The sequence below is a fragment of the Arthrobacter sp. B10-11 genome (assembly GCF_033142195.1).
Classification (GTDB): domain Bacteria; phylum Actinomycetota; class Actinomycetes; order Actinomycetales; family Micrococcaceae; genus Arthrobacter; species Arthrobacter oryzae_C.
Genome location: NZ_JAWMTH010000003.1, coordinates 669,731 through 690,080, shown reverse-complemented (window position 1 = coordinate 690,080; position 20,350 = coordinate 669,731). Strand labels below are relative to the sequence as shown.

At 65.7% G+C, this 20,350-nt stretch carries 17 protein-coding genes and 1 pseudogene; 12 read left to right on the top strand and 6 right to left on the bottom strand.

Going from position 1 to position 20,350, the window contains the following annotated elements; all coding sequences use genetic code 11:
* Positions 1-156 precede the first annotated feature (156 nt).
* Genes RW112_RS13075 through RW112_RS13060 form a run of 4 tightly spaced genes read left to right on the top strand, consistent with a single transcriptional unit; the run spans position 157 to position 4,186 of the window.
* The gene (locus RW112_RS13075) at positions 157-1,950 is read left to right on the top strand and encodes a CTP synthase (RefSeq protein WP_317782206.1); all 1,794 of its coding nucleotides are present in this window, start codon (positions 157-159) and stop codon (positions 1,948-1,950) included.
* Positions 1,951-1,977: 27 nt separating this feature from the next.
* Positions 1,978-2,640, top strand: coding sequence for an NUDIX hydrolase (locus tag RW112_RS13070; RefSeq protein WP_317782168.1), 663 nt, complete (start codon positions 1,978-1,980; stop codon positions 2,638-2,640).
* Complete coding sequence (gene xerD / locus RW112_RS13065) at positions 2,640-3,662, top strand: site-specific tyrosine recombinase XerD (protein ID WP_317782167.1); 1,023 nt, start codon at positions 2,640-2,642, stop codon at positions 3,660-3,662. The genes RW112_RS13070 and xerD overlap by 1 nt, the downstream gene beginning before the upstream one ends.
* Positions 3,663-3,694: 32 nt before the next feature.
* Complete coding sequence (locus RW112_RS13060) at positions 3,695-4,186, top strand: 8-oxo-dGTP diphosphatase (RefSeq protein ID WP_317782166.1); 492 nt, start codon at positions 3,695-3,697, stop codon at positions 4,184-4,186.
* A 74-nt stretch (positions 4,187-4,260) separates the two neighbouring features.
* Here the strand turns inward: RW112_RS13060 and RW112_RS13055 are convergent, their stop codons facing one another.
* The 4 genes and pseudogenes from RW112_RS13055 to RW112_RS13040 form a co-directional block, all read right to left on the bottom strand.
* Positions 4,261-5,400: a bifunctional 2-methylcitrate synthase/citrate synthase gene (locus RW112_RS13055; protein ID WP_317782165.1), complete on the bottom strand. Its 1,140-nt coding sequence runs from the start codon at positions 5,398-5,400 to the stop codon at positions 4,261-4,263.
* Positions 5,401-5,462: 62 nt separating this feature from the next.
* Positions 5,463-6,368, bottom strand: a complete 906-nt coding sequence (prpB, locus tag RW112_RS13050; RefSeq protein WP_317782164.1) for a methylisocitrate lyase — start codon at positions 6,366-6,368, stop codon at positions 5,463-5,465.
* Complete coding sequence (locus RW112_RS13045) at positions 6,369-7,889, bottom strand: MmgE/PrpD family protein (protein WP_317782163.1); 1,521 nt, start codon at positions 7,887-7,889, stop codon at positions 6,369-6,371.
* Positions 7,885-8,539: pseudogene (locus RW112_RS13040) on the bottom strand (GntR family transcriptional regulator); the annotation flags it as partial. The gene RW112_RS13045 and the pseudogene RW112_RS13040, both read right to left, overlap by 5 nt.
* Before the next feature lie 176 nt (positions 8,540-8,715).
* On the opposite strand from RW112_RS13040, the gene RW112_RS13035 reads away from it, so the two are divergent.
* The gene (locus tag RW112_RS13035) at positions 8,716-10,626 is read left to right on the top strand and encodes a propionyl-CoA synthetase (protein ID WP_317782162.1); all 1,911 of its coding nucleotides are present in this window, start codon (positions 8,716-8,718) and stop codon (positions 10,624-10,626) included.
* A 43-nt stretch (positions 10,627-10,669) separates the two neighbouring features.
* Here the strand turns inward: RW112_RS13035 and RW112_RS13030 are convergent, their stop codons facing one another.
* Together RW112_RS13030 and RW112_RS13025 are read right to left on the bottom strand one after the other, a co-directional pair.
* The gene (locus RW112_RS13030) at positions 10,670-11,380 is read right to left on the bottom strand and encodes a response regulator (RefSeq protein WP_317782161.1); all 711 of its coding nucleotides are present in this window, start codon (positions 11,378-11,380) and stop codon (positions 10,670-10,672) included.
* Positions 11,377-13,008 (bottom strand): sensor histidine kinase, encoded by a 1,632-nt coding sequence (locus RW112_RS13025; RefSeq protein ID WP_317782160.1) that lies wholly within the window; start codon positions 13,006-13,008, stop codon positions 11,377-11,379. Before RW112_RS13025 ends, RW112_RS13030 begins: the two co-directional genes overlap by 4 nt.
* 140 nt (positions 13,009-13,148) lie before the next feature.
* On the opposite strand from RW112_RS13025, the gene RW112_RS13020 reads away from it, so the two are divergent.
* From RW112_RS13020 to cmk, 7 genes are all read left to right on the top strand, one after another.
* Positions 13,149-14,489, top strand: a complete 1,341-nt coding sequence (locus RW112_RS13020) for a cation:dicarboxylate symporter family transporter (protein ID WP_317782159.1) — start codon at positions 13,149-13,151, stop codon at positions 14,487-14,489.
* A gap of 262 nt (positions 14,490-14,751) precedes the next feature.
* Positions 14,752-15,651, top strand: coding sequence for a ParA family protein (locus tag RW112_RS13015; protein WP_028271698.1), 900 nt, complete (start codon positions 14,752-14,754; stop codon positions 15,649-15,651).
* 8 nt (positions 15,652-15,659) lie between these two features.
* Positions 15,660-16,499, top strand: coding sequence for a ScpA family protein (locus tag RW112_RS13010; protein WP_317782158.1), 840 nt, complete (start codon positions 15,660-15,662; stop codon positions 16,497-16,499).
* Positions 16,496-17,170, top strand: coding sequence for an SMC-Scp complex subunit ScpB (gene scpB / locus RW112_RS13005; protein ID WP_411709901.1), 675 nt, complete (start codon positions 16,496-16,498; stop codon positions 17,168-17,170). The genes RW112_RS13010 and scpB overlap by 4 nt, the downstream gene beginning before the upstream one ends.
* Positions 17,171-17,280: 110 nt before the next feature.
* Positions 17,281-18,486, top strand: coding sequence for a pseudouridine synthase (locus RW112_RS13000; RefSeq protein ID WP_317782157.1), 1,206 nt, complete (start codon positions 17,281-17,283; stop codon positions 18,484-18,486).
* Between the two features lie 3 nt (positions 18,487-18,489).
* On the top strand, positions 18,490-19,599 hold the full coding sequence (locus tag RW112_RS12995) for a prephenate dehydrogenase (RefSeq protein WP_317782156.1): 1,110 nt from the start codon (positions 18,490-18,492) through the stop codon (positions 19,597-19,599).
* Entirely contained in the window at positions 19,599-20,312 is a 714-nt protein-coding gene (gene cmk / locus RW112_RS12990) for a (d)CMP kinase (RefSeq protein ID WP_317782155.1), read from the top strand. The genes RW112_RS12995 and cmk overlap by 1 nt, the downstream gene beginning before the upstream one ends.
* Positions 20,313-20,350: the final 38 nt, after the last annotated feature.

Sequence of the window (20,350 nt, the reverse complement as noted above, 5' to 3'; positions counted from 1 at the left end):
TGATACTGCGAGAACCGTCACATCGGCCGGGCCTTCGCCGGACGGTCCAGGCCAAACTCCCCGCTAAACCCCGCGTCAAGCCTTGCTCTGGACAGGACGGCGGGGGAGACTGAGGCATTTGGGAATCCGATTTGCGACCCGTGGAAGGCTCAAATGATGATAGGCTCGAATTCCGTGGTGCAGCGATCAAATTCCCGTGTAAATTCCCGGTTCCCGGGCTCGTCCAAGACGACCAAACACATCTTCGTCACCGGCGGTGTGGCGTCCTCGCTAGGCAAGGGACTGACGGCTTCGAGCCTCGGCCACCTGCTGCGGGCACGCGGTTTGTCTGTAACTATGCAGAAGCTCGATCCCTACCTGAACGTGGATCCGGGCACGATGAACCCCTTCCAGCACGGCGAAGTCTTCGTGACTGACGACGGTGCTGAGACCGACCTGGACGTGGGCCACTACGAGCGCTTCCTCGATGAAAACCTCGAGGGTTCGGCCAACGTCACCACCGGCCAGGTCTACTCCACGGTCATCGCGAAGGAACGCCGCGGCGAATACCTCGGCGATACCGTACAGGTCATCCCGCACATCACCGATGAGATCAAGCGCCGGATGCGGCTTCCTGCCGAAGGCAAGAACGCTCCGGACGTCATCATCACCGAGATCGGCGGAACCGTCGGCGACATCGAGTCGCAGCCCTTCCTCGAGTCCGCCCGCCAGGTCCGCCAGGACATCGGCCGCGGCAACGTCTTCTTCCTGCACGTGTCCCTGGTCCCGTACATCGGACCGTCCCAGGAACTGAAGACCAAGCCCACGCAGCACTCCGTTGCCGCGCTGCGCTCCATCGGCATTCAGCCCGAGGCGATCGTGATCCGTTCGGACCGCGAAGTCCCGCAGGCCATGCGCGACAAGATCGGCCGCATGTGCGACGTCGACATCGACGCCGTGATCGGCTGCCCGGACGCCCCCAGCATCTACGACATTCCCAAGACCCTGCACTCCCAGGGCCTGGACTCCTACATCGTCCGTGCGCTGGACCTGCCGTTCAAGGATGTTGACTGGACCAGCTGGGACAAGCTGCTCGAAGCGGTCCACAACCCCAAGCACGAGGTGGAAATCGCCCTGGTGGGCAAGTACATCGACCTGCCGGACGCCTACCTCTCCGTGACCGAAGCCCTGCGTGCCGGCGGTTTCGCCAACGACACCAAGGTCAAGATCCGCTGGGTCCCCTCGGACGAGTGCGAAACCCACGAGGGCGCCGTCAACTCCCTCGACGGCGTGGACGCCATCTGCGTGCCCGGCGGCTTCGGCATCCGCGGCCTCGAAGGCAAACTGGGCGCCCTGAAGTACGCCCGTGAAACCAAGCTGCCGGTCCTGGGCCTGTGCCTGGGCCTCCAGTGCATGGTCATCGAGTACGCCCGGAACGTAGTGGGCCTCGAAGGCGCATCATCCAGCGAATTCGAACCGGACTCCAAGTACCCGGTGATTGCCACCATGGAAGAGCAGCTGGACATCGTTGACGGCAAGGGCGACCTCGGCGGCACCATGCGCCTTGGCCTCTACGAAGCCAAGCTCGACGAAGGCTCTGTTATCGCGGAGACCTACGGCACCACCAAGGTGAGCGAACGGCACCGCCACCGCTACGAAGTCAACAACAAGTACCGCGACCAGATTGCGTCGAAGGGGCTCGTGTTCTCCGGAACGTCCCCCGACGGCAAGCTGGTGGAGTACGTGGAGCTTCCCCGCGAAGTCCACCCGTACTACGTCGCCACCCAGGCGCACCCCGAACTGAGCTCCCGCCCCACCCGGCCGCATCCGCTGTTTGCCGGCCTGGTCAAGGCCGCGCTGGACCACCAGAAGGGCGGGGACATCCTTCCTGCCGCCAAGGGTGCGGAAACAAACGGTGCGGCAGCACCCGCTGAGGCCGGCGGCTCCGCCCGCAAGGTCTCCGCCAAGTAGTCACCAACTAAATCAAAGGACGGCGCGATGCCCGGTATGCCTGAAACCCCCAATGCTGCACGGCAGGTTTCGGATGCGCCGAGCCCGCGCCGTCTTTTGTCCTCCCGGAAGGTATACGAAGGCCGCATTTGGGACGTTGTCAGCGATAGCTTCCAGCTCAGCGAACACGGCGACGAACTGGTGCGCGACTACATCGACCACCCGGGGGCCGTGGCAGTCCTGCCGATGAACGCGGCCGGTGAGGTGCTGCTGATGAAGCAATACCGGCATCCCGTGGGCATGGACCTGTGGGAGATCCCTGCCGGGCTGCTGGACATTGAGGGCGAAGACTTTGTTGTGGGCGCCGCCCGGGAGCTCGCCGAGGAAGCGGACCTGGTGGCCGGGACCTGGAACGTGCTGGTGGATTTCTTCAACTCACCGGGATCCTCGAGCGAAGCGATCCGCATCTACCTCGCCCGTGACCTGAGCGAGGTGCCTGATCACAAACTCCACGTCCGCACGGACGAGGAAGCGGAGATCGAACTGCACTGGACGCCGCTGGAGGAAGCCGTGGCGGCCGTCCTGGAGGGCAGGTTGCACAACCCGTCCGCCGTCGTCGGCGTCCTCGCGGCTGCGGCCGCCCGCGCGGACGGCTTCGAGCACCTGCGTCCGGCCAATGCACCCTGGCCCGCCCATCCCAGCCAGCGTTGATGAGCAGCACCGTCACTCCCGCACCGGACCGTGCCGGTGCTGAAGGGGCACGCGCCGGGTCCGGGCCGGAACGTCCTGTACGGCCCCGCAACGACATAGACCGCGCCGTGGGGGACTACCTCCAGCACATGGGCGTGGAGCGGGGACTTGCGGCAAACACGCTGTCCGCTTACCGCCGGGACCTGTCCCGCTATGCAAACTACCTCGCCGCGTGCGGTCCTGCCCGTCCGGCCGACGTGACGCGGCGGCACGTCACCGGTTTTGTCCAGGCATTGTCCGACGGTTCCGATGGCGGAACAGCCCTCGGGGTCAGGTCCGCTGCGCGAACGGTCGTGGCGGTCCGCGGCCTGCACAAGTTCTGGGCGCTGGAAGGGATTACGACGGCGGATCCCGCCAGCGATGTCCACCCGCCGATGCCCGGCAAGCGGCTGCCCAAGGCCATCAGCGTCGATGAAGTCACCAGGATCCTCGAAGCGGCCGGCACCGACACGGCAACAGGTCTGAGGGACCGGGCCCTGCTGGAGTTCCTCTATTCCACCGGCGCCCGCATCAGTGAGGCAGTCGGCCTGGATGTCGACGACATCTCGCTGCAATCAGAGCAGACCGGCCCGGCCATCGTCCGGCTGTTCGGCAAAGGCTCCAAGGAGCGCCTGGTGCCACTGGGCTCCTACGGCGCACGTGCCCTCGACGCCTACCTGGTGCGGGGCAGGCCACTGCTTGCGGCCAAGGGCAAGGGGACGCCGGCGCTGTTCCTGAACGCCCGAGGCGGCCGGATCAGCAGGCAGAGCGCCTGGACCATCCTCAAGGCTGCGGCGGACAAAGCCAACATCACCAAGGACGTGTCCCCCCACACCCTCCGCCACTCCTTTGCCACACACCTGCTCGAAGGCGGGGCGGACGTCAGGGTGGTCCAGGAACTCCTGGGCCATGCCTCGGTCACCACCACGCAGGTCTACACGCTGGTGACGGCCGATACGTTGCGGGAGATCTACGCCGCGGCCCACCCCCGTGCCCTCGGCTGACCTCTCAGGTCAACACAGCTAGGCTGTTCCACATGACGTCAACCCCCGTGACCCTGTGCTTCCTGCTCCGGGATCGACCTGGCGGCGGAACTGAGGTGCTGCTCGGCCTGAAGAAGACCGGATTCGGCAGAGGCAAGATCGTGGGACTGGGCGGCCATGTGGAGCCGGGGGAGAGCCACGCCCAGGCCGCCTGCCGGGAAGTGCAGGAAGAGTCCGGCGTCGTGGTGCTCGAACGGGACCTGCGCCCCGCCGGTGTGGTGGAGTTCGTTTTCCCCCACCGCCCGGAATGGAACATGCACACCACCATGTTCACCACGCGCCGGTGGCACGGCGAACCGGCAGAAAGTCCGGAGATCGCGCCCGAATGGTTTGACGCGTTATCGCTGCCCGTGGACCGCATGTGGCAGGACGCGGACCACTGGCTGCCGCCTGTATTGGAAGGCGGGATCGTGAACATCGTGGTGACGCTCAACGCGGACAACGAGACGGTGGCTTCTTCCGTGAGCATCCTGCGGAACCTGTAGGAGGGAAGTACGACGGCGGCCCGGCCACCTTTGAGTCCAAAGGTGACCGGGCCGCCGTCGTACGCGCGGTCAAACTATGAAAGGTGCCGCTCTTCCACGCCGTTGTACTCGCTCAACGGGCGGATCAGGGAATTCGATTCCAGCTGCTCCATGATGTGCGCAGTCCAGCCGGTGATGCGGCTGGCGACGAACAGGGGAGTGAAGGTATCGGTGTCGAAGCCCATGAGGTGGTACGTGGGGCCGGTGGGATAGTCCAGGTTTGGCTTGATACCCTTGGCCTCGTCCATGGCGGTCTCCAGCCCGTTATAAAGACCCAGGAGTTCCGGACGGCCGTAGTGGGCAATCATCTTGTCCAGCGCGGCCTTCATGGTGGGCACGCGCGAATCGCCGTGCTTGTAGACGCGGTGGCCGAAGCCCATGACCTTCTTCTTTTGGGCCAGGGCGTCCTCCATCCAGGCCTTTGCCCGGACGGCTGCGTCCTCCAGGGATTCCTCCGGCCGGATACCGATCTCGTCGAAGGTGTGCATCACTGCTTCGTTGGCTCCGCCGTGGAGCGCGCCCTTGAGGGCGCCGATGGCGCCGGTCACGGCCGAGTGCAGATCCGACAGCGTGGACGTGATCACGCGGGCCGTGAACGTGGAGGCGTTGAAGGAGTGCTCGGCGTACAAAATCATTGAGACATTGAATGCGTCGACTACTTCGGGGACAGCCTCCTCGCCAAACGTCATCCAGAGGAAGTTGGCGTCGTAACCCAGGTCATCGCGGGGCTCCACGAGGTCCTGGCCATGGCGGCGCCGCTGGTCGTAGGCCACGACGGCCGGCATAGCGGCGAACAGGTCGGTGGCCTTCTTCATGTTGGCTTCGCGCGATGAATCCTCGGCGAGCGGATGCCGGGCGCCCATGACCGACGCCGCCGTCCGGCAGACATCCATCGGGTGGGAAGTGGTGGGCAGCGCATCGATGACCTGCTTGACCACCGGATCCAACCGCCGCCCCGCCCGTTCCATTGCGGTGAACTCTGCCAGCTGTTCCGGCGTGGGCAGCTCGCCGTTCCAGAGCAGGTAGGCCACTTCCTCGAAGCTGCACCTGGCGGCGAGTTCCTGGACCGGATAGCCCCGGTACAGCAGCGAGTTGGTGTCCGGGTTGACCTTGGAAACCGCGGTGTAGTCCACCACGACGCCGGCGAGGCCCTTTTTGATCTCATTTTCAGCCATGCTGAAACTCCTTCGTTCCTAATGCTGTGGTGCCGGCCGAAACCGGAAGTCCGGGATGGGGGTCAGTGGGTACCGGGGATCTGGAAATTAAAGACCCCGGTGTCGAAGCGGTTGTAGGCCTCATAGTCCACGAGGTCGTACAGCCGCGCACGGGTCAGCATGCTCTCTACCTGTGCCTCCTGGGTGCCGTCGGACCTGATCGATTCCAGAGTACGCTCAGCGGCGCCCATGGCACTACGCAGCAGGGTGACGGGATAGATGACCATGTTCACTCCGACGCCCTGGAGTTCCTTCACGGTGAAGAGCTCACTTTGGCCGAATTCGGTCATGTTGGCGAGGATGGGCACATCCACGGCGTCGCGGATGGCCTGGAACTCGCTGAGGTCTTTCATGGCTTCGGGGAAGATGGCGTCGGCGCCGGCCTCGACCAGGGCCTTGGCCCGGTCCTGCGCCGCTGCCAGTCCGTCGGTGGCGCGGATGTCGGTCCGGGCCATGATGAGGAAGTTGGGGTCCCGGCGGGCGTCGGCGGCGGCGCGGATGCGCTTGGTGGCGGTGTCCAGGTCCACCACGTTCTTGCCGTCCAGGTGGCCGCAGCGTTTGGGGTTGAACTGGTCCTCGATGTGGCAGCCGGCCAGGCCGGCATTCTCGAGTTCCTGGACGCTGCGGGCCACGTTCATGGGTTCGCCGAAGCCGGTGTCTGCGTCGACGATGCTGGGCAGGTCGGTCATGCGGGCGATCTGCCCGGCCCGGGTGGCGACTTCGGTGAGGGTGGTCAGGCCGATGTCCGGCAGGCCGAGGTCGTTGGCGAGGACGGCGCCGGAGATGTAGACCCCGGCGAAGCCCTTTTCCTCGATCAGCCTGGCTGAGAGGGGGTTGAACGCGCCGGGGAACTGCTGGATGGTCCCGGAGGCCAGGAGCTGCCGGAACCGGACCCGCTTCTGTTCCGGCGTGACCTTCGAATACAGCATTTAGAACAGTCCCTTCGGTGCGGCGGCGAGGTCGATCACGCCGTCGGCTGCCTTGATGTTGAGCTGGTCCAGCTCACCGGCGGCAAGTTCCGGAAGGCGTTCGACGGCGGCCAGGAACCGTTCGATTTCCGCTTCGGCCACGATGCCGGCGGCGAGGGTGCGGAACTTGTTGATGTACTGCTCCCGGGCGAACGGCCGGGCGCCGAGCGGGTGGGCGTCGGCCACGGCGATTTCGTCGGTGATGACGGTGCCGTCATTGAGGGTGATTTCCACGGAGCCGCCGAAGGCCTTCTCGGCGATGTCGAGGGAGTGGTAGCGGCGGGTCCATTCCGGGTCCTCGACGGTGGTGACCTTGTGCCACAGTTCCACGGTGTCGGGGCGGGCGGCGCGTTCGGGGGCGTAGGAGTCCACATGGTGCCAGGCGCCGTCCTGCAGGGCGACGGTGAAGATGTACGGGATGGAGTGGTCCAGGGTTTCGCGGGAAGCCGTGGGGGAGTATTTCTGGGGGTCGTTGGCGCCGGAGCCGATCACGTAGTGGGTGTGGTGGCTGGTCTTGATCAGCACCGATTTCACGTTGGCCGGGTCGGCGGCCTCGGGGTGTTCGCGGTGGAGCTTGCGGGCGAGGTCGATCCAGGCCTGGGCCTGGTACTCGGCGGAGTGTTCCTTCGTGTAGGTGTCCAGGATGGCGCGCTTGGCTTCGCCGGGTGTCGGCAGCGGAACCATGTAGGAGGCATCCGGGCCGTCGAGCATCCAGGCGATGACGCCGTCTTCGCCTTCGTAGATCGGCACCGGCGAGGTCTGGCCGCGCATGGAGCGGTCCGCGGCCTCGACCGCCATCTTTCCGGCGAAGGCCGGGGCGTGGGCCTTCCAGGTGGAGATCTCGCCCTTGCGCGACTGGCGTGTGGCGGTGGTGGTGTGCAGTGCCTGGCCGACGGACTGGAAGATGGTCTCGACGTCGAGTCCCAGCAGGGTGCCGATGCCGGCAGCGGCGGACGGGCCGAGGTGGGCCACGTGGTCGATCTTGTGCTTGTGCAGGCAGATGGCCTTGACCAGGTTCACCTGGATCTCGTAGCCGGTGGCGATGCCGCGGATCAGGTCGTGTCCGCTGGAGCCCACGTGCTGGGCGACGGCCAGGATCGGCGGAATGTTGTCGCCCGGGTGGGAGTAGTCCGCTGCCAGGAACGTGTCGTGGTAATCCAGTTCACGGACGGCGACCCCGTTGGCCCAGGCCGCCCATTCCGGGGAGACCCGCTCGTCGATGCCGAAGACCTTGGATCCCTTGCCGCCGGTGGTGGGTCCGTGGGTCAGTGCCTGGGCGCGGGCCGCAACGATGGGGGCGCGGTTCAGGGAAGCGATCGCAACCGAGGCGTTGTCGATCACGCGGTTGATCACCATGTCGGTGACCTCCTCGGTGACGGCGACGGGATCGGTGGCAACCTGGGCGATCTTGTACGCGAGCTGGTCCTCGCGGGGCAGGTTTTCCTCGCTCTTGTAAACGCGGACGTGGTGTTCCTTGACCATGATGCTCCTTATGACTGGGGTGTATGCGTGACTTTGACGTGGGAAAGGCTGCGGTGCAGATGAAGCGTGGTGGCCGCCTCGGCAAGCCGCGGATTGCCTGCGGCGATCGCCTCGGCAATGGCCGCGTGCTCTGCGGCGGCCGCAGTGAGCCGCTGTGCGTCGTCGGCGGCCAGCCGGCGCACACGGACCAGGTGCACGCGCAAACTGCGCATTGCTTGTACCAGATACGAGTTGGATATGGCCGCATCGATGGCCGCATCGAGGCGGCCCGCGAGCTGATAGTAGGCATGGCGGCCGGGGTCGCTGCCGTTGATCAGCTCCGGTGCCTGAAGGAGCTCGAGCCGGAGCTGTTCGAAGGTTGCGCGGTCCCCGCGCTCGGCGGCCAGCGCGGCCGCCTTGCCTTCGAGGGTTTCACGCAGTTCGAACAGCTCATCGATGTCGTCGAGCGAAATGTCGGTGACGACGACGCCGCGGCCGCCCGCCGTCGTCAAGCCCTCCGCGGTGAGCCGGCTGAGGGCCTCCCGGAGGGGAGTGCGGGACACACCCAACCGCTCGGACTGCTCCACTTCCGCGAGCACTGTGCCGGGCAGGAGGCGCCATTCGATGATGTCGTCGCGCAATGCCGCGTAGGCCCTGTCGCTGGCGCGCATCCCTGACTCCTTCATTGGTTGACGTGTCCTCAGTGTATACACAGAACTACTCTTTGCCCAGTAGTTGGCCCGAGAAGTGCGACTGCCTGCCGAATTTGTATACAAGGACCCTTGTGCAGGGTGACCGTCCGGACTAGCATGGCCCTCATCACAACGTCGTGGACGGGATGCAATTCATGGTTACCAAGCGCTATCAGGACAGCTATGCACAGAGCCTGGAGAAGCCCGAAGAGTTCTGGCTGGATGCTGCCGGAAAGATTTCCTGGTCCGCGCCGCCGACGCAGGCCCTGGATTCCAGCCGCGCGCCACTGTACAGCTGGTTTCCGGACGGCGTCCTGAATACGTCCTATAACGCCCTGGATCGCCACGTGGAGGCCGGTCGGGGCGGGCAGGATGCGCTGATCTACGATTCGGCCATGCTGGGGACCCGGCGGCACTTCAGCTATGCGGAACTGACGGAGCTGGTGGCCCGCTTTGCCGGAGTTCTCCGGCGGCGCGGAGTCGGCCAGGGGGACAGGGTTGTGATCTACATGCCGATGATTCCCGAAGCCGCCATCGCGATGCTGGCCACGGCGCGGCTTGGGGCGGTCCATTCGGTGGTCTTCGGCGGGTTTGCCCCCAAGGAGCTCGCTGCCCGCATCCGGGACGCGGCGCCCGCCGTCGTGGTCACGGCGTCAGGCGGGATGGAGCCGTCGCGCCGGATCGAATACCTTCCCGCCGTGGAGGAAGCCCTCCGCCTGGCCGGAGTACCGGAGCTCCCCGTGATTGTCACGGCACGTGACGGCTTCGCCTCCGCAGCATCGGACTACGCGGGCTGGCTGGACTGGGAATCGGAGATGGCCTCTGCGGAACCGGCGGCGCCGGTGGACGTCAAAGCCACCGACCCTCTCTACATCCTCTACACCTCGGGAACCACGGGCAGCCCCAAGGGAGTGGTTCGGGACAACGGCGGCCATGCCGTGGCGCTCAGCTGGACCCTGGAGAACATCTATGACATCAACCCCGGCGACGTCATGTGGACTGCCTCGGACGTCGGCTGGGTGGTGGGGCACTCCTACATCGTTTATGGCCCCCTGCTGGCCGGCGCCACCACCGTCCTCTATGAGGGCAAACCGGTGGGAACTCCGGACGCGGGTGCCTTCTGGCGCGTGATCCGGGACCACAAGGTCAACGTCCTGTTCACCGCCCCCACCGCGCTGCGCGCCATCCGGAAGGCGGATCCGGAGGCGACGCTGCTTCGGGAGTACGACATCTCCAGCCTGCGGACACTTTTCGCTGCAGGGGAGCGGCTTGATACCGATACCTTCCACTGGGCCACGCAGGCCCTGGGTGTTCCGGTGGTGGACCACTGGTGGCAGACCGAGACGGGCTGGGCCATCTGTGCCAACCCCAGGGGACTGGAGAAGCTCCCGATCAAGGCAGGGTCGCCGAGTGTTCCGATGCCGGGGTTCAAGCTCAACATCGTGGACGGCCTGGGGGAGGACGTCGGGGCCGGTACGGAGGGCAACATCGTGCTCGGCCTGCCGCTGCCGCCGGGAACGCTGGCCACGCTCTGGGGCGACGACGAACGCTACGTATCCTCCTACCTCCAGGCCTTCGAGGGCTCCTATGCCACCGGCGACTCCGGTTACCGGGACGAGGACGGCTATGTGTTCGTCATGGGCCGCACCGACGACATCATCAACGTGGCCGGGCACCGGCTGTCCACTGGTGCCATGGAGCAGGTGATCGGGCAGCACCCGGCGGTGGCCGAATGCGCAGTGATCGGCCTCGCGGATCCGTTGAAGGGCCAGCGGCCCAGCGGGTACGTGGTCCTGAAATCGGGAGTGGAGGTGCCGGAGGACATCCTGGTCAAGGACCTGATCGCGCTGGTCCGCCGGGATATCGGAGCAGTTGCGGACTTCAAGCACGTGGCAGTGGTGGATGCGCTGCCCAAGACCCGGTCGGGGAAGATCCTCCGCAAGACGATGCGGCAGATTGCGGACGGCGAGGAATATGTCGTGCCGTCCACGATTGAAGACGCCGGAGTGATTGACCAGCTGATCAGCACCCTGCGTCCTGCCGGTCCCGCCGGTCCCCGGCCATGACACGCTGAGCTGCCGGCAGGCACCGGTGGGTGGTGCCTTGCGGTCAGCCCCGGGTCCAGCGGTACTCGTTTTCGGGCCTGCCGGGGGCGCCGTAGCGGGCGGTCCGGGAAACAGTTCCGGCGTCGGCAAGGTACTCCAGGTATCGCCGGGCCGTCACCCGGGACATCCCGAGGGCATCCATGACCTCCGTGGCCGAGACGGCGTCCGCCTGCTGCTTCATGAACTCCTGGACGGCGTCCAGGGTCGACGTCGACAGGCCCTTGGGAAGCGGAAGCTCGCTCGGCGCCCGCAGGCTGGCGAAGGCCTGGTCGACGTCGCTCTGTGATGCCCCGGATTTCGTCCCGCCCAGGCTTGCGGCCAGCTGCTCGCGGAACTGCCGGTAGCTGGTCAGCTTGTCTGCAAAGGTCGCGTAGGTGAACGGCTTGATGAGGTACTGGACCACCCCGATGGACACGGCACTGCGCACGATGTTGAGCTCACGCACGGCGGTGATGGCGATGATGTCCGGAAGCAGCCCCGAGGCCCGCATCCGCCGCGCAATGTCCAGGCCGTGGAGGTCGGGGAGGTTCATGTCCAGGAGGACGAGTTCCACGGGGTTGCCGGCGGCGGCGAATTCCGCCAGGAGGCGCAGCGCCGATTGGCCGTCGGGGGCCGTGCCGGCCAGCGAGAAACCCGGAAGCCTCCCCAGGTAGGCGCCGTGGGCGGCCGCGGCCACCGGTTCGTCCTCGACGACGAGGACCCGGATATCGCTCATGAAGTCTCCTTGGTGGTGCCGGCTGCTGGAAGGAAGATGTGGAAATGCGCCCCGCGGGGATTCGTGATGGCCATGGTGCCGCCCAGCCGGTGGACGGCCTGCCTGACCAGTGCCAGGCCCAGGCCCCGGCCGTACTTGCCGGCGGGCTTGGTGCTGAATCCATACCGGAACACGTCCTCCACGGCATCGGGGTCAATGCCGCGTCCGGAGTCCTCCACTGTGATCTCAATGCCCCGGACGCCGGACTCCACCGACAGTTCCACCCATTTGGGCGCCGGAGCGTCGGCCGCCGCGTCGATGGCGTTGTCCAGCAGGTTGCCAAGAATGGTCACCAGGTCCTGGACGGCGACGCCGGCGGTCCCCGCGGTGCTGTTCGCCTGCAGGCCCAGTTCGACGCCGCGCTCGTGCGCCTCAGCTGCCTTTCCCATGAGGAGGGCACCGAGTACGGGTTCTTCAATGGCACCCACCATCTCATCCGTGAGCTGCTGGCTGAGCTCCAGGTCCTTGGTGGCAAAATCCAGGGCCTCGTCCGCCCGGCCCAGTTCCATCAGCGACACGATGGTGTGGAGGCGGTTGGCGTGCTCGTGGGTCTGGGCCCGGAGCGCGTCGGACAGCGTGCGCATGGTTTCCAGTTCGCTGCCGAGGGACTCGATCTCCGTGCGGTCGCGGATGGTTGCCACGGTCCCGAAAACAGCCGGGCGCTGGCGGCCGGCCGAGGATGACGGACCCACGGCGGGTCCCTGGTTGATCACCAGGACGCGCGGTCCGGCCAAATGGATTTCGTCCTTCGCAGTCCGTCCGGATTCGAACAGGTCCTTCAGGCTGGGTGCCAGCGGGAGGTCGCTGAGCAGGGCCGCGTCTGCGGGGTCGCTCCCGGACGGCCGTGGCGCGAGCCCAAGGAGCTCTGCGGCCTGGTCGTTGTACATCACCACCCGCCCCTTGGAATCGATCAGGATGACACCTTCACGGACGGAATGAAGGACGGACTCGTAGTACGCGAACAGCTGGGCGAGCTGCTCGGGTCCCCAGCCCCGCGTGACGTTGCGCAGGTACCGGCCAAGGACCCAGGACGCCACTGAACCGCCCACCAGGAGAGCGAAGGCGATGGCCAGCAGGGCCGGAAGGCGGCCCGAGACGGCGACGTCAACGGTCCGGACTGTTACCCCGGCAGCCACCAGGGCCTTGACGTCTCCCGACTGGTCCTTCACGGGTGCAATGGTGCGAACCGACGGCCCCAGCGTCCCGGCAGTGATTTCGGTAAACACCTGTCCGTTCAGGGCGGCATCAATCGATCCTATGTACGGCTTGCCCAGTTCCTCGCTGCGCGGGTGGGTCCACCGGGTCCGGTCCGGAGCCATGATGGTGATGAAATCCACGTCGGCGTCGGCCATCACGTCCAGGGCATAGGGCTGCAGCACCGCGGACGGGTCCGGCAGCCCGGCGGCCTGCAGCACCAGGGGATTGTCAGCAACAGACGTGGCGATCCCGGACATCCGGCGGCCGGCCTCGTCGTACGCATGGTCCCGGGCATCGATGAAGGTGGCCGTTCCCACCGTGGCGGTCAGGGCGAGCATAAACAGCAAATGCGCCACGAACAGCCGGCGCGCAATGCTCCATTTGTGCCTCATGCCAACCTTCCACGACCAATATGAACGCAACGGTGAGCCAGGTCACGCCATGCCCAATGATGGATATCACACCGGACGGACGTGTGGAGCCCAGAGACTGTGCCGCAACGTCTTCCAGATTATCCATAAGGAGACACATCATGGCTTCTCAAAGAGGAGAGTCAGCTACGCCTGTCAAGGCAAAGCGCAAGGGACTCGACAAGTCGCACTACCTCTACATCGCCGTCATCGCCGCCGTGATCCTCGGCGCAGTGATCGGACTCATGTTCCCGGAGGTCGGGAAATCCCTCAAGCCGCTGGGCGACGGGTTCATCAAGCTGATCAAGATGATGATTGCGCCCATCATCTTCTGCACCATCGTCCTGGGCATCGGCTCCATCGCGAAGGCGGCCACGGTGGGCAAGGTCGGTGGCCTGGCGCTGGGATACTTCGTGCTCATGTCTACCTTCGCGCTCGCCATCGGCCTGGTGGTTGGCAACCTGATCCACCCGGGCGAGGGCCTGAAGCTGGCGCCGTACGATCCTTCCAAGAAGGCAGAAGTCGACAGCACCGTCGCCTTCCTCCTCGGAATCATCCCGGGAGACATTCCGGTCCTTCCGACGCTCTTTGCCGCACTCCTCGTAGGCTTCGCCCTGCAGAAGATGGGCCCGCAGGGTGCGCCGGTACTCAAGGCCATCGGCTACGGCCAGGCTGTCGTGTTCCGCATCCTCATCATGATCATGTGGCTTGCCCCGGTGGGCGCCTTCGGTGCCATCGCCGCCGTCGTGGGAGCCACCGGCGTCCAGGCCATCGTCAGCATGTTCACCCTGATGGCCGCCTTCTACATCACCTGCGCACTGTTCATCGTGATCATCCTTGGCGGGCTGCTGCAGGTTGTGGCAGGTGTCAACATCTTCCGGCTCATGAAGTACCTGGCCCGCGAATACCTCCTGATCTTCTCCACGTCCTCCTCTGAAGCCGCGCTGCCGCGCCTCATCGCCAAGATGGAGCACCTGGGTGTCTCCAAGCCGGTTGTCGGCGTCACGGTTCCCACCGGATACTCCTTCAACCTTGACGGCACGGCCATCTACCTGACCATGGCGTCCCTGTTCGTGGCCAACGCCATGGGCACCCCGCTGGACCTGGGCGCCCAGGTTTCCCTGCTGGTCTTCATGATCATCGCCTCCAAGGGCGCAGCAGGCGTCACCGGTGCCGGCCTGGCCACCCTGGCCGCAGGCCTGCAGGCCCACAAGCCGGAACTGCTCGGCGGCGTCGGCATGATCGTCGGCATCGACCGCTTCATGTCCGAGGCCCGCGCCCTGACCAACTTCACCGGCAACGCGGTCGCCACGGTCCTGATCGGCACCTGGGTCAAGGAGATCGACGGCGGCCAGGTGGAGCGTGTGCTGTCCGGCGAAGAGCCCTTCGACGAGCAGACCATGATCGCCCACCACCATGTGGAGCAGGAAGCTCCGGCTGCACCGGTTCCCGCCAACGCCTGAACCGGAAATACTGCAGGGAAACGGAAGTAACGCAGTAGCAGAAAAAGAAAAGACCGCCCGTACAGGATCATCCTGTACGGGCGGTTTTTTGCATGGACGGCCTAAACCTTCGACCTTTACCAGAAGGTAAAGGCTCAATCAAGGGCGCGTGTCAAGTTCCGTTGAATCACTGATGCGGCGCTGTAACCTTGGTGGGAAGGAACCATAGGCGCTGGAGATTCAGCGGCAGGACATCAACGTCATCGAAAGTGTGGATAGATACGTGAGCAGCGAACAGGGTTCAGCAACTCTGGAAGGCACCGAACTCGATCTGGAAGACGCCGTCATGGGTCCTACCGGGCGCCCCTACCGCGAATTCCCCGAGCCTGCGCCTCTGTCGTCCCATGGCCCCGCCCGCGTGATCGCCATGGTGAACCAGAAGGGCGGCGTCGGCAAGACGACCTCCACCATTAACCTGGCCGCTGCCCTTGCCGAATACGGCCGCCGGGTCCTGCTGGTGGACTTTGATCCCCAGGGGGCACTGTCCGCCGGCCTTGGGACGAACCCGCATGAACTGGACCTGACGGTCTACAACGTCCTGATGGACCGCAAAGTGGACATCCGGGACGCCATCCAGCACACCGGCGTCGAAAATGTCGACCTGCTGCCGGCCAACATCGACCTCTCGGCCGCGGAAGTGCAGCTGGTCAACGAAGTTGCACGCGAGCAGGTGCTGGACCGTGCCCTGAAAAAAGTGGAGGACGATTACGACGTCGTCCTGATCGACTGCCAGCCGTCGCTTGGCCTGCTGACGGTCAACGCCCTCACCGCCGCCCACGGAGTCATCATTCCGCTGATCTGCGAGTTCTTTGCGCTGCGGGCCGTCGCGCTTCTGGTGGAAACCATCGACAAGGTCCAGGACCGGCTGAACCCGCGGCTCCAGGTGGACGGGGTCCTGGCCACGATGTATGACGCCCGCACCCTGCACAGCCGCGAAGTCATCAGCCGGCTGGTGGAAGCCTTCGGAGATAAAGTCTTCGAGACCGTCATCAAGCGCTCCATCAAGTTTGCAGACGCCACGGTGGCCGCGGAGCCAATCACCAGCTACGCCGCCAACCACATCGGTGCCGACGCCTACCGCCGCCTGGCCAAGGAGCTGATTTCGCGCGGCGGCGCACCCTAGCCAAGGCCGTGGCACTGGCAGTCACCCCGCTCGCGGAGCCGACGAAAAAATCAGGCTTCGAGGTGCGGCTCGCCAACTTCACGGGACCCTTCGACCTGCTGCTCGGCCTGATCAGCAAGCATCAGCTGGACATCACCGAGGTAGCCCTGGCCACGGTGACCGATGAATTCATCAAGTACATCCGCAACCTCCAGCAGCTGGGGGAGGAATGGGCGCTGGATGAAGCCAGCGAATTCCTGGTCATTGCCGCCACGCTTTTGGACCTCAAGGCCGCCCGGCTCCTGCCGGCAGGTGAAGTGGAGGACGACGAAGACGTCGCCCTGCTCGAAGCGCGTGACCTCCTCTTCGCCCGGCTGCTCCAATACAAGGCGTTCAAGCAGGTGGCCGGCCTGATCAACTCCACCCTTGAACTCGAGGCCCGCAGCTACCCCCGCCAGGTCGCACTGGAACCCGGGTTCGCGGCATTGCTTCCGGAACTCGTGTGGCGCCACACACCCGCGCAGTTCGCTGCCCTCGCGGACGCCGCGCTGAAACCCAAGGAAGCGGCGCCGACCGAGGTTGGCCTGGCGCACCTGCACGGGAGCGCCGTGAGCGTCAAGGAACAGGCTGAAATCATTGGGCTGAAGCTTCAGGCGGGAAAGCCGCTGTCATTCCGGGCACTGATCGCCGATGCTGAATCAACGATGGTTGTGGTGGCCCGCTTCCTGGCGCTGCTGGAAATGTTCAGGGACACGGTGGTTGCGTTCGACCAGTTGCTCCCTCTGGGCGACCTGACAGTGCACTGGACGGCGGGGCACGATGACTGGAGCAGTGACAATCTCAGCGAAGAATACGAGGAGCAGCCTTGAGCGCCACCACACCGGATCCGGCAAGCAGCGCGGAGGCGGACAGCGGAGTGAACGTCGCTGAACTCCCCGGCGGCGCGCATGCCGCCCTCGAGGCTGTGCTGATGGTCATTGACCAGCCGGCCACCGCCGTCGAACTGGCCACAGGGCTCAACCTCACCGTCGACGCCGTCGAGCAGCTCCTGGCGGAACTTCAGCGTGAGTATAACGGCTATACTGTTAATGCCCCGGACTCGGGTGTTGCCACAGACAGTGGCCGCACATCCAGACCCCGGGGTTTTGAATTGCGGAATATCGCCGGAGGCTGGCGCATCTATTCCCGCGCGGATTTCGCCGACGTCGTCGGCGGGTTCGTGCTGGAGGGACAGACAGCCAGGCTGACGCAGGCGGCACTGGAAACGCTCGCCGTCATCGCTTACCGCCAGCCCGTATCAAGGGCCAGGGTGTCTGCAATTCGAGGAGTTAATGTTGACTCTGTCGTGCGGACGCTCATGCAGCGGGGACTCATCGAAGACTCGGGTACCGATCCCGAATCCGGGGCCGTCCTTTACCGCACGACGTCGTATTTCCTGGAGCGCATGGGAATCGGCTCGGTGGCTGAGTTGCCGCAGCTTTCACCCCATCTTCCAGGGCTTGAAGGCATCGAAGAGTTCTACGACGCCGGAAGAATGTAGGCAGTATCCATGCCTGCGCACGAGAATCCACCAGGGCGGACTTAATCCGCCCGGCTGGCTAGTGTTGTCGGGAGACAACCAACGCCGGCCACCATAACGAAGGACGGGTCATGACACAGGCGGGACGCCAGGGTTCACCACGTAACAGTTCGGGACGCAACAGCGCCGGACAAAATAAAGCCGGACGCAATCCGGTGCAGGGCGGCGGCAGCCGCGGAGGCGGAGCCGGCGGCGCCGGCTACAAAGGCGGCGGCGACCGTCCCTTCAAACGCCCCAAGCCTCGCGAAGAGGCCTTCATCGATCCGGACCTGCAGGGCCCGGCCGGCGCACCGGCAGACCGCCCGGCGTCCGGAGACTGGAAGCAGGGAAAACCTGCCGCCCGGAAGCCCGGTTCGCGCAAGCCCGGCGCCGGCAAAGAGCCCGGTACGCCCGGCGCCCTGAAGCCCAAGCCGCGGTCCGCTGCAGCGAAGACCTTCGGTTCGCGCGCGTTCGGCGGCGAACGGTTCGGCCAGAACCTCGGCCCCGTCCGCAAGCCTTCGCGGAAGCGCGGACCCCGCGGCGACGTGCCGCAGTCCGAAATGCACGATGCCGACGGCATCCGCCTGCAGAAGGTCATGGCCTCCGCCGGCGTCGCTTCCCGGCGCGTGTGCGAGGAAATGATCTCGGAGGGCCGCGTGGAAGTGGACGGCAAGGTTGTCACGGAGCTCGGCGTCCGCGTCGACCCGAAGACCGCCGTGATCCACGTTGACGGACTGCGCATCCAGCTGGACGAGAACATGGTGTACATGGTGTTCAACAAGCCCAAGGGTGTTGTGTCCACCATGGAGGACCCTGACGGCCGTCCGTGCATCAGCGACTTCGTCCGCAACACGCACGGCGAACGCCTCTTCCACGTGGGACGCCTCGACGTCGCCACCGAGGGCCTGCTGCTGCTGACGAACGACGGCGAACTCGCCAACCGTTTGACGCACCCGTCCTACGAGGTGCCCAAGACGTACCTGGTCCAGGTCCGCGGCCCGTTCCCGCAGGGAATCGGCGCGCAGCTGAAGTCCGGCGTCGAGCTTGAGGACGGGTTCGCTTCGGTGGACTCCTTCAAGCTGGTGGACTCCACCCCGGGCCACGTGCTGATCGAGGTTGTGCTGCACTCCGGCAAGAACCGCATCGTACGCCGCCTGTTCGACGCCGTCGGTTTCCCGGTACTCCGCCTGGTGCGGGTCAAAGTGGGCCCCATCGGCCTGGGCGACCAGCGCCAGGGGAGCATCCGCAACCTCGGCAAGCAGGAAGTCGGCCACCTGCTGGCATCCGTAGGGCTGTAGTCCATGTCTGCCTTTCGTACCCACGGGCGCGGCCACCTGCGCGGCCCGGTGGTGGTTATCGGAACGGGACTGCTGGGGACCAGCATCGGCCTCGGGCTCCGGGGCCGCGGCGTCTCGGTGTTCCTGTCCGATCCGTCACCCACCAACCAGGCGGTCGCCGTCGACATCGGGGCAGGCCTTCCGTTGTCGCGCCTTGGCGACGAGCAGCCCGAACTTGTTGTGGTGGCCGCTCCGCCGGACGTTACAGCGGACGTGGTGGAGCGCGCACTGACTGATTACCCGGCCGCAACGGTGGTGGACATCGCCAGCGTTAAGTCCGGAATCCTGGCCGACCTTCGGGGGCGCGGCGTGGACCTTGCCCGCTACGTGGGCACGCATCCGATGGCCGGCCGGGAAAAGTCAGGGCCCGTGGCGGCCCGCGGTGAGCTGTTCACCTCCATGCCCTGGGTGGTTTGCCCTTCCGGCGAAACGTCGCCCGGTGCCCTGCTGGCAGCCCGTGCCCTGGCCACGGACCTCGGTGCCGTGGTCACGCAGTTCGGCGCCGAGGAACATGACCACGCCGTGGCGCTCGTGTCGCACCTTCCGCAGGTGATGTCATCGCTGGTGGCCAGCCGGCTGCAGGGTACGCCCCTGCACGCCCTGTCGCTGGCCGGAAACGGGTTGCGCGACGTCACCCGGATCGCGGCCAGCGATCCGACGCTGTGGGTCCAGATCCTGGGCGCCAACGCGGGCCCGGTGGTCGAGATCCTGCACGGCGTTCGGGAGGACCTCAACCGCCTGATCGGCACGCTTGAAGATCCTGCCGCCCCCGGTGCCCGCCTGGACCTGGCCCAGCTGATCAGTGAGGGCAACGCCGGGCAGTCCAGGATTCCCGGCAAGCATGGCGGACCGCCGCAGGCGTATTCCTGGTTGACCGTCCTGGTGGACGACCGGCCGGGGCAGATCGCCCGCCTCCTGACGGAGATCGGCGAAATCGGGGTCAACCTCGAAGACCTGCGGCTGGACCATTCGTCCGGGCAGAATGTAGGAATGGTGGAACTGTCGGTTTTGCCCAACAAACATGATCTGCTCATCGAAGCACTCAACGACCGTGGATGGCGGGTACTGCAGTAATGACACAGGAACTCATTGACACCGTGCCTATGCTTCGCCAAGGCAGGCCGCTGGTGGTTGCCATCGACGGCCCTTCCGGGTCCGGAAAGTCCAGCGTCAGCAGGGAAGTGGCACGACGCCTCCGCCTGGCCTACCTGGACACGGGCGCCATGTACCGTGCCCTGACCTGGTACTGCCTGGACCGGGGAATCGACCTGGGCGACGCAGCGGCCATCGAGCAGGCCTCCGAGGACCTGCCGCTGGACGTCAGCACCAGCCCGAATGAGGAATACGTCCGGGTTGGCGGCACGGACGTCACGCAGGCGATCCGGGAACCGGCCATCTCCTCGGCCGTCAGTGCCATCGCCACCACCCTCGGTGCGCGGAAGGAACTGGTTCGCCGGCAACGTGAACTGATTGAGGTCCACCACCGCCGCATCGTGGTGGAAGGACGCGACATCACCACGGTCGTCGCTCCCGGCGCCGAAGTCCGGATGCTGCTGACGGCCAGCGAGGAGGCCAGGCTTCGCCGACGGGGCGTCCAGCTGGGCGGCACGCAGAGCGCCGAGCAGCTGGCGGCCCAGGTCACCCAGCGCGACGCCAAGGACTCGACCGTCGTCAACTTCACCACGGCTGCGGACGGTGTCGTCACCCTGGATTCGTCGGATCTGGACTTCGACGGCACCGTTGACGCGGCCCTGGGTATCGTCAACAAGGTCCTCAACCGTGACTGACGCAGGGGGCACCCGTCCCGACCGGGCGCAGGCAGGCG

Coding starts and splice junctions, on each gene's coding strand:
- RW112_RS13030 (WP_317782161.1), bottom strand. CDS start 11,380: ATGAGCGATATCCGGGTCCTCGTCGTCGAGGACGAACCGGTGGCCGCG.
- xerD (WP_317782167.1), top strand. CDS start 2,640: ATGAGCAGCACCGTCACTCCCGCACCGGACCGTGCCGGTGCTGAAGGG.
- RW112_RS13045 (WP_317782163.1), bottom strand. CDS start 7,889: ATGGTCAAGGAACACCACGTCCGCGTTTACAAGAGCGAGGAAAACCTG.
- RW112_RS13035 (WP_317782162.1), top strand. CDS start 8,716: ATGGTTACCAAGCGCTATCAGGACAGCTATGCACAGAGCCTGGAGAAG.
- RW112_RS13055 (WP_317782165.1), bottom strand. CDS start 5,400: ATGGCTGAAAATGAGATCAAAAAGGGCCTCGCCGGCGTCGTGGTGGAC.
- prpB (WP_317782164.1), bottom strand. CDS start 6,368: ATGCTGTATTCGAAGGTCACGCCGGAACAGAAGCGGGTCCGGTTCCGG.
- RW112_RS13020 (WP_317782159.1), top strand. CDS start 13,149: ATGGCTTCTCAAAGAGGAGAGTCAGCTACGCCTGTCAAGGCAAAGCGC.
- RW112_RS12995 (WP_317782156.1), top strand. CDS start 18,490: ATGTCTGCCTTTCGTACCCACGGGCGCGGCCACCTGCGCGGCCCGGTG.
- RW112_RS13000 (WP_317782157.1), top strand. CDS start 17,281: ATGACACAGGCGGGACGCCAGGGTTCACCACGTAACAGTTCGGGACGC.
- cmk (WP_317782155.1), top strand. CDS start 19,599: ATGACACAGGAACTCATTGACACCGTGCCTATGCTTCGCCAAGGCAGG.
- RW112_RS13060 (WP_317782166.1), top strand. CDS start 3,695: ATGACGTCAACCCCCGTGACCCTGTGCTTCCTGCTCCGGGATCGACCT.
- RW112_RS13075 (WP_317782206.1), top strand. CDS start 157: ATGATAGGCTCGAATTCCGTGGTGCAGCGATCAAATTCCCGTGTAAAT.
- RW112_RS13070 (WP_317782168.1), top strand. CDS start 1,978: ATGCCCGGTATGCCTGAAACCCCCAATGCTGCACGGCAGGTTTCGGAT.
- RW112_RS13025 (WP_317782160.1), bottom strand. CDS start 13,008: ATGAGGCACAAATGGAGCATTGCGCGCCGGCTGTTCGTGGCGCATTTG.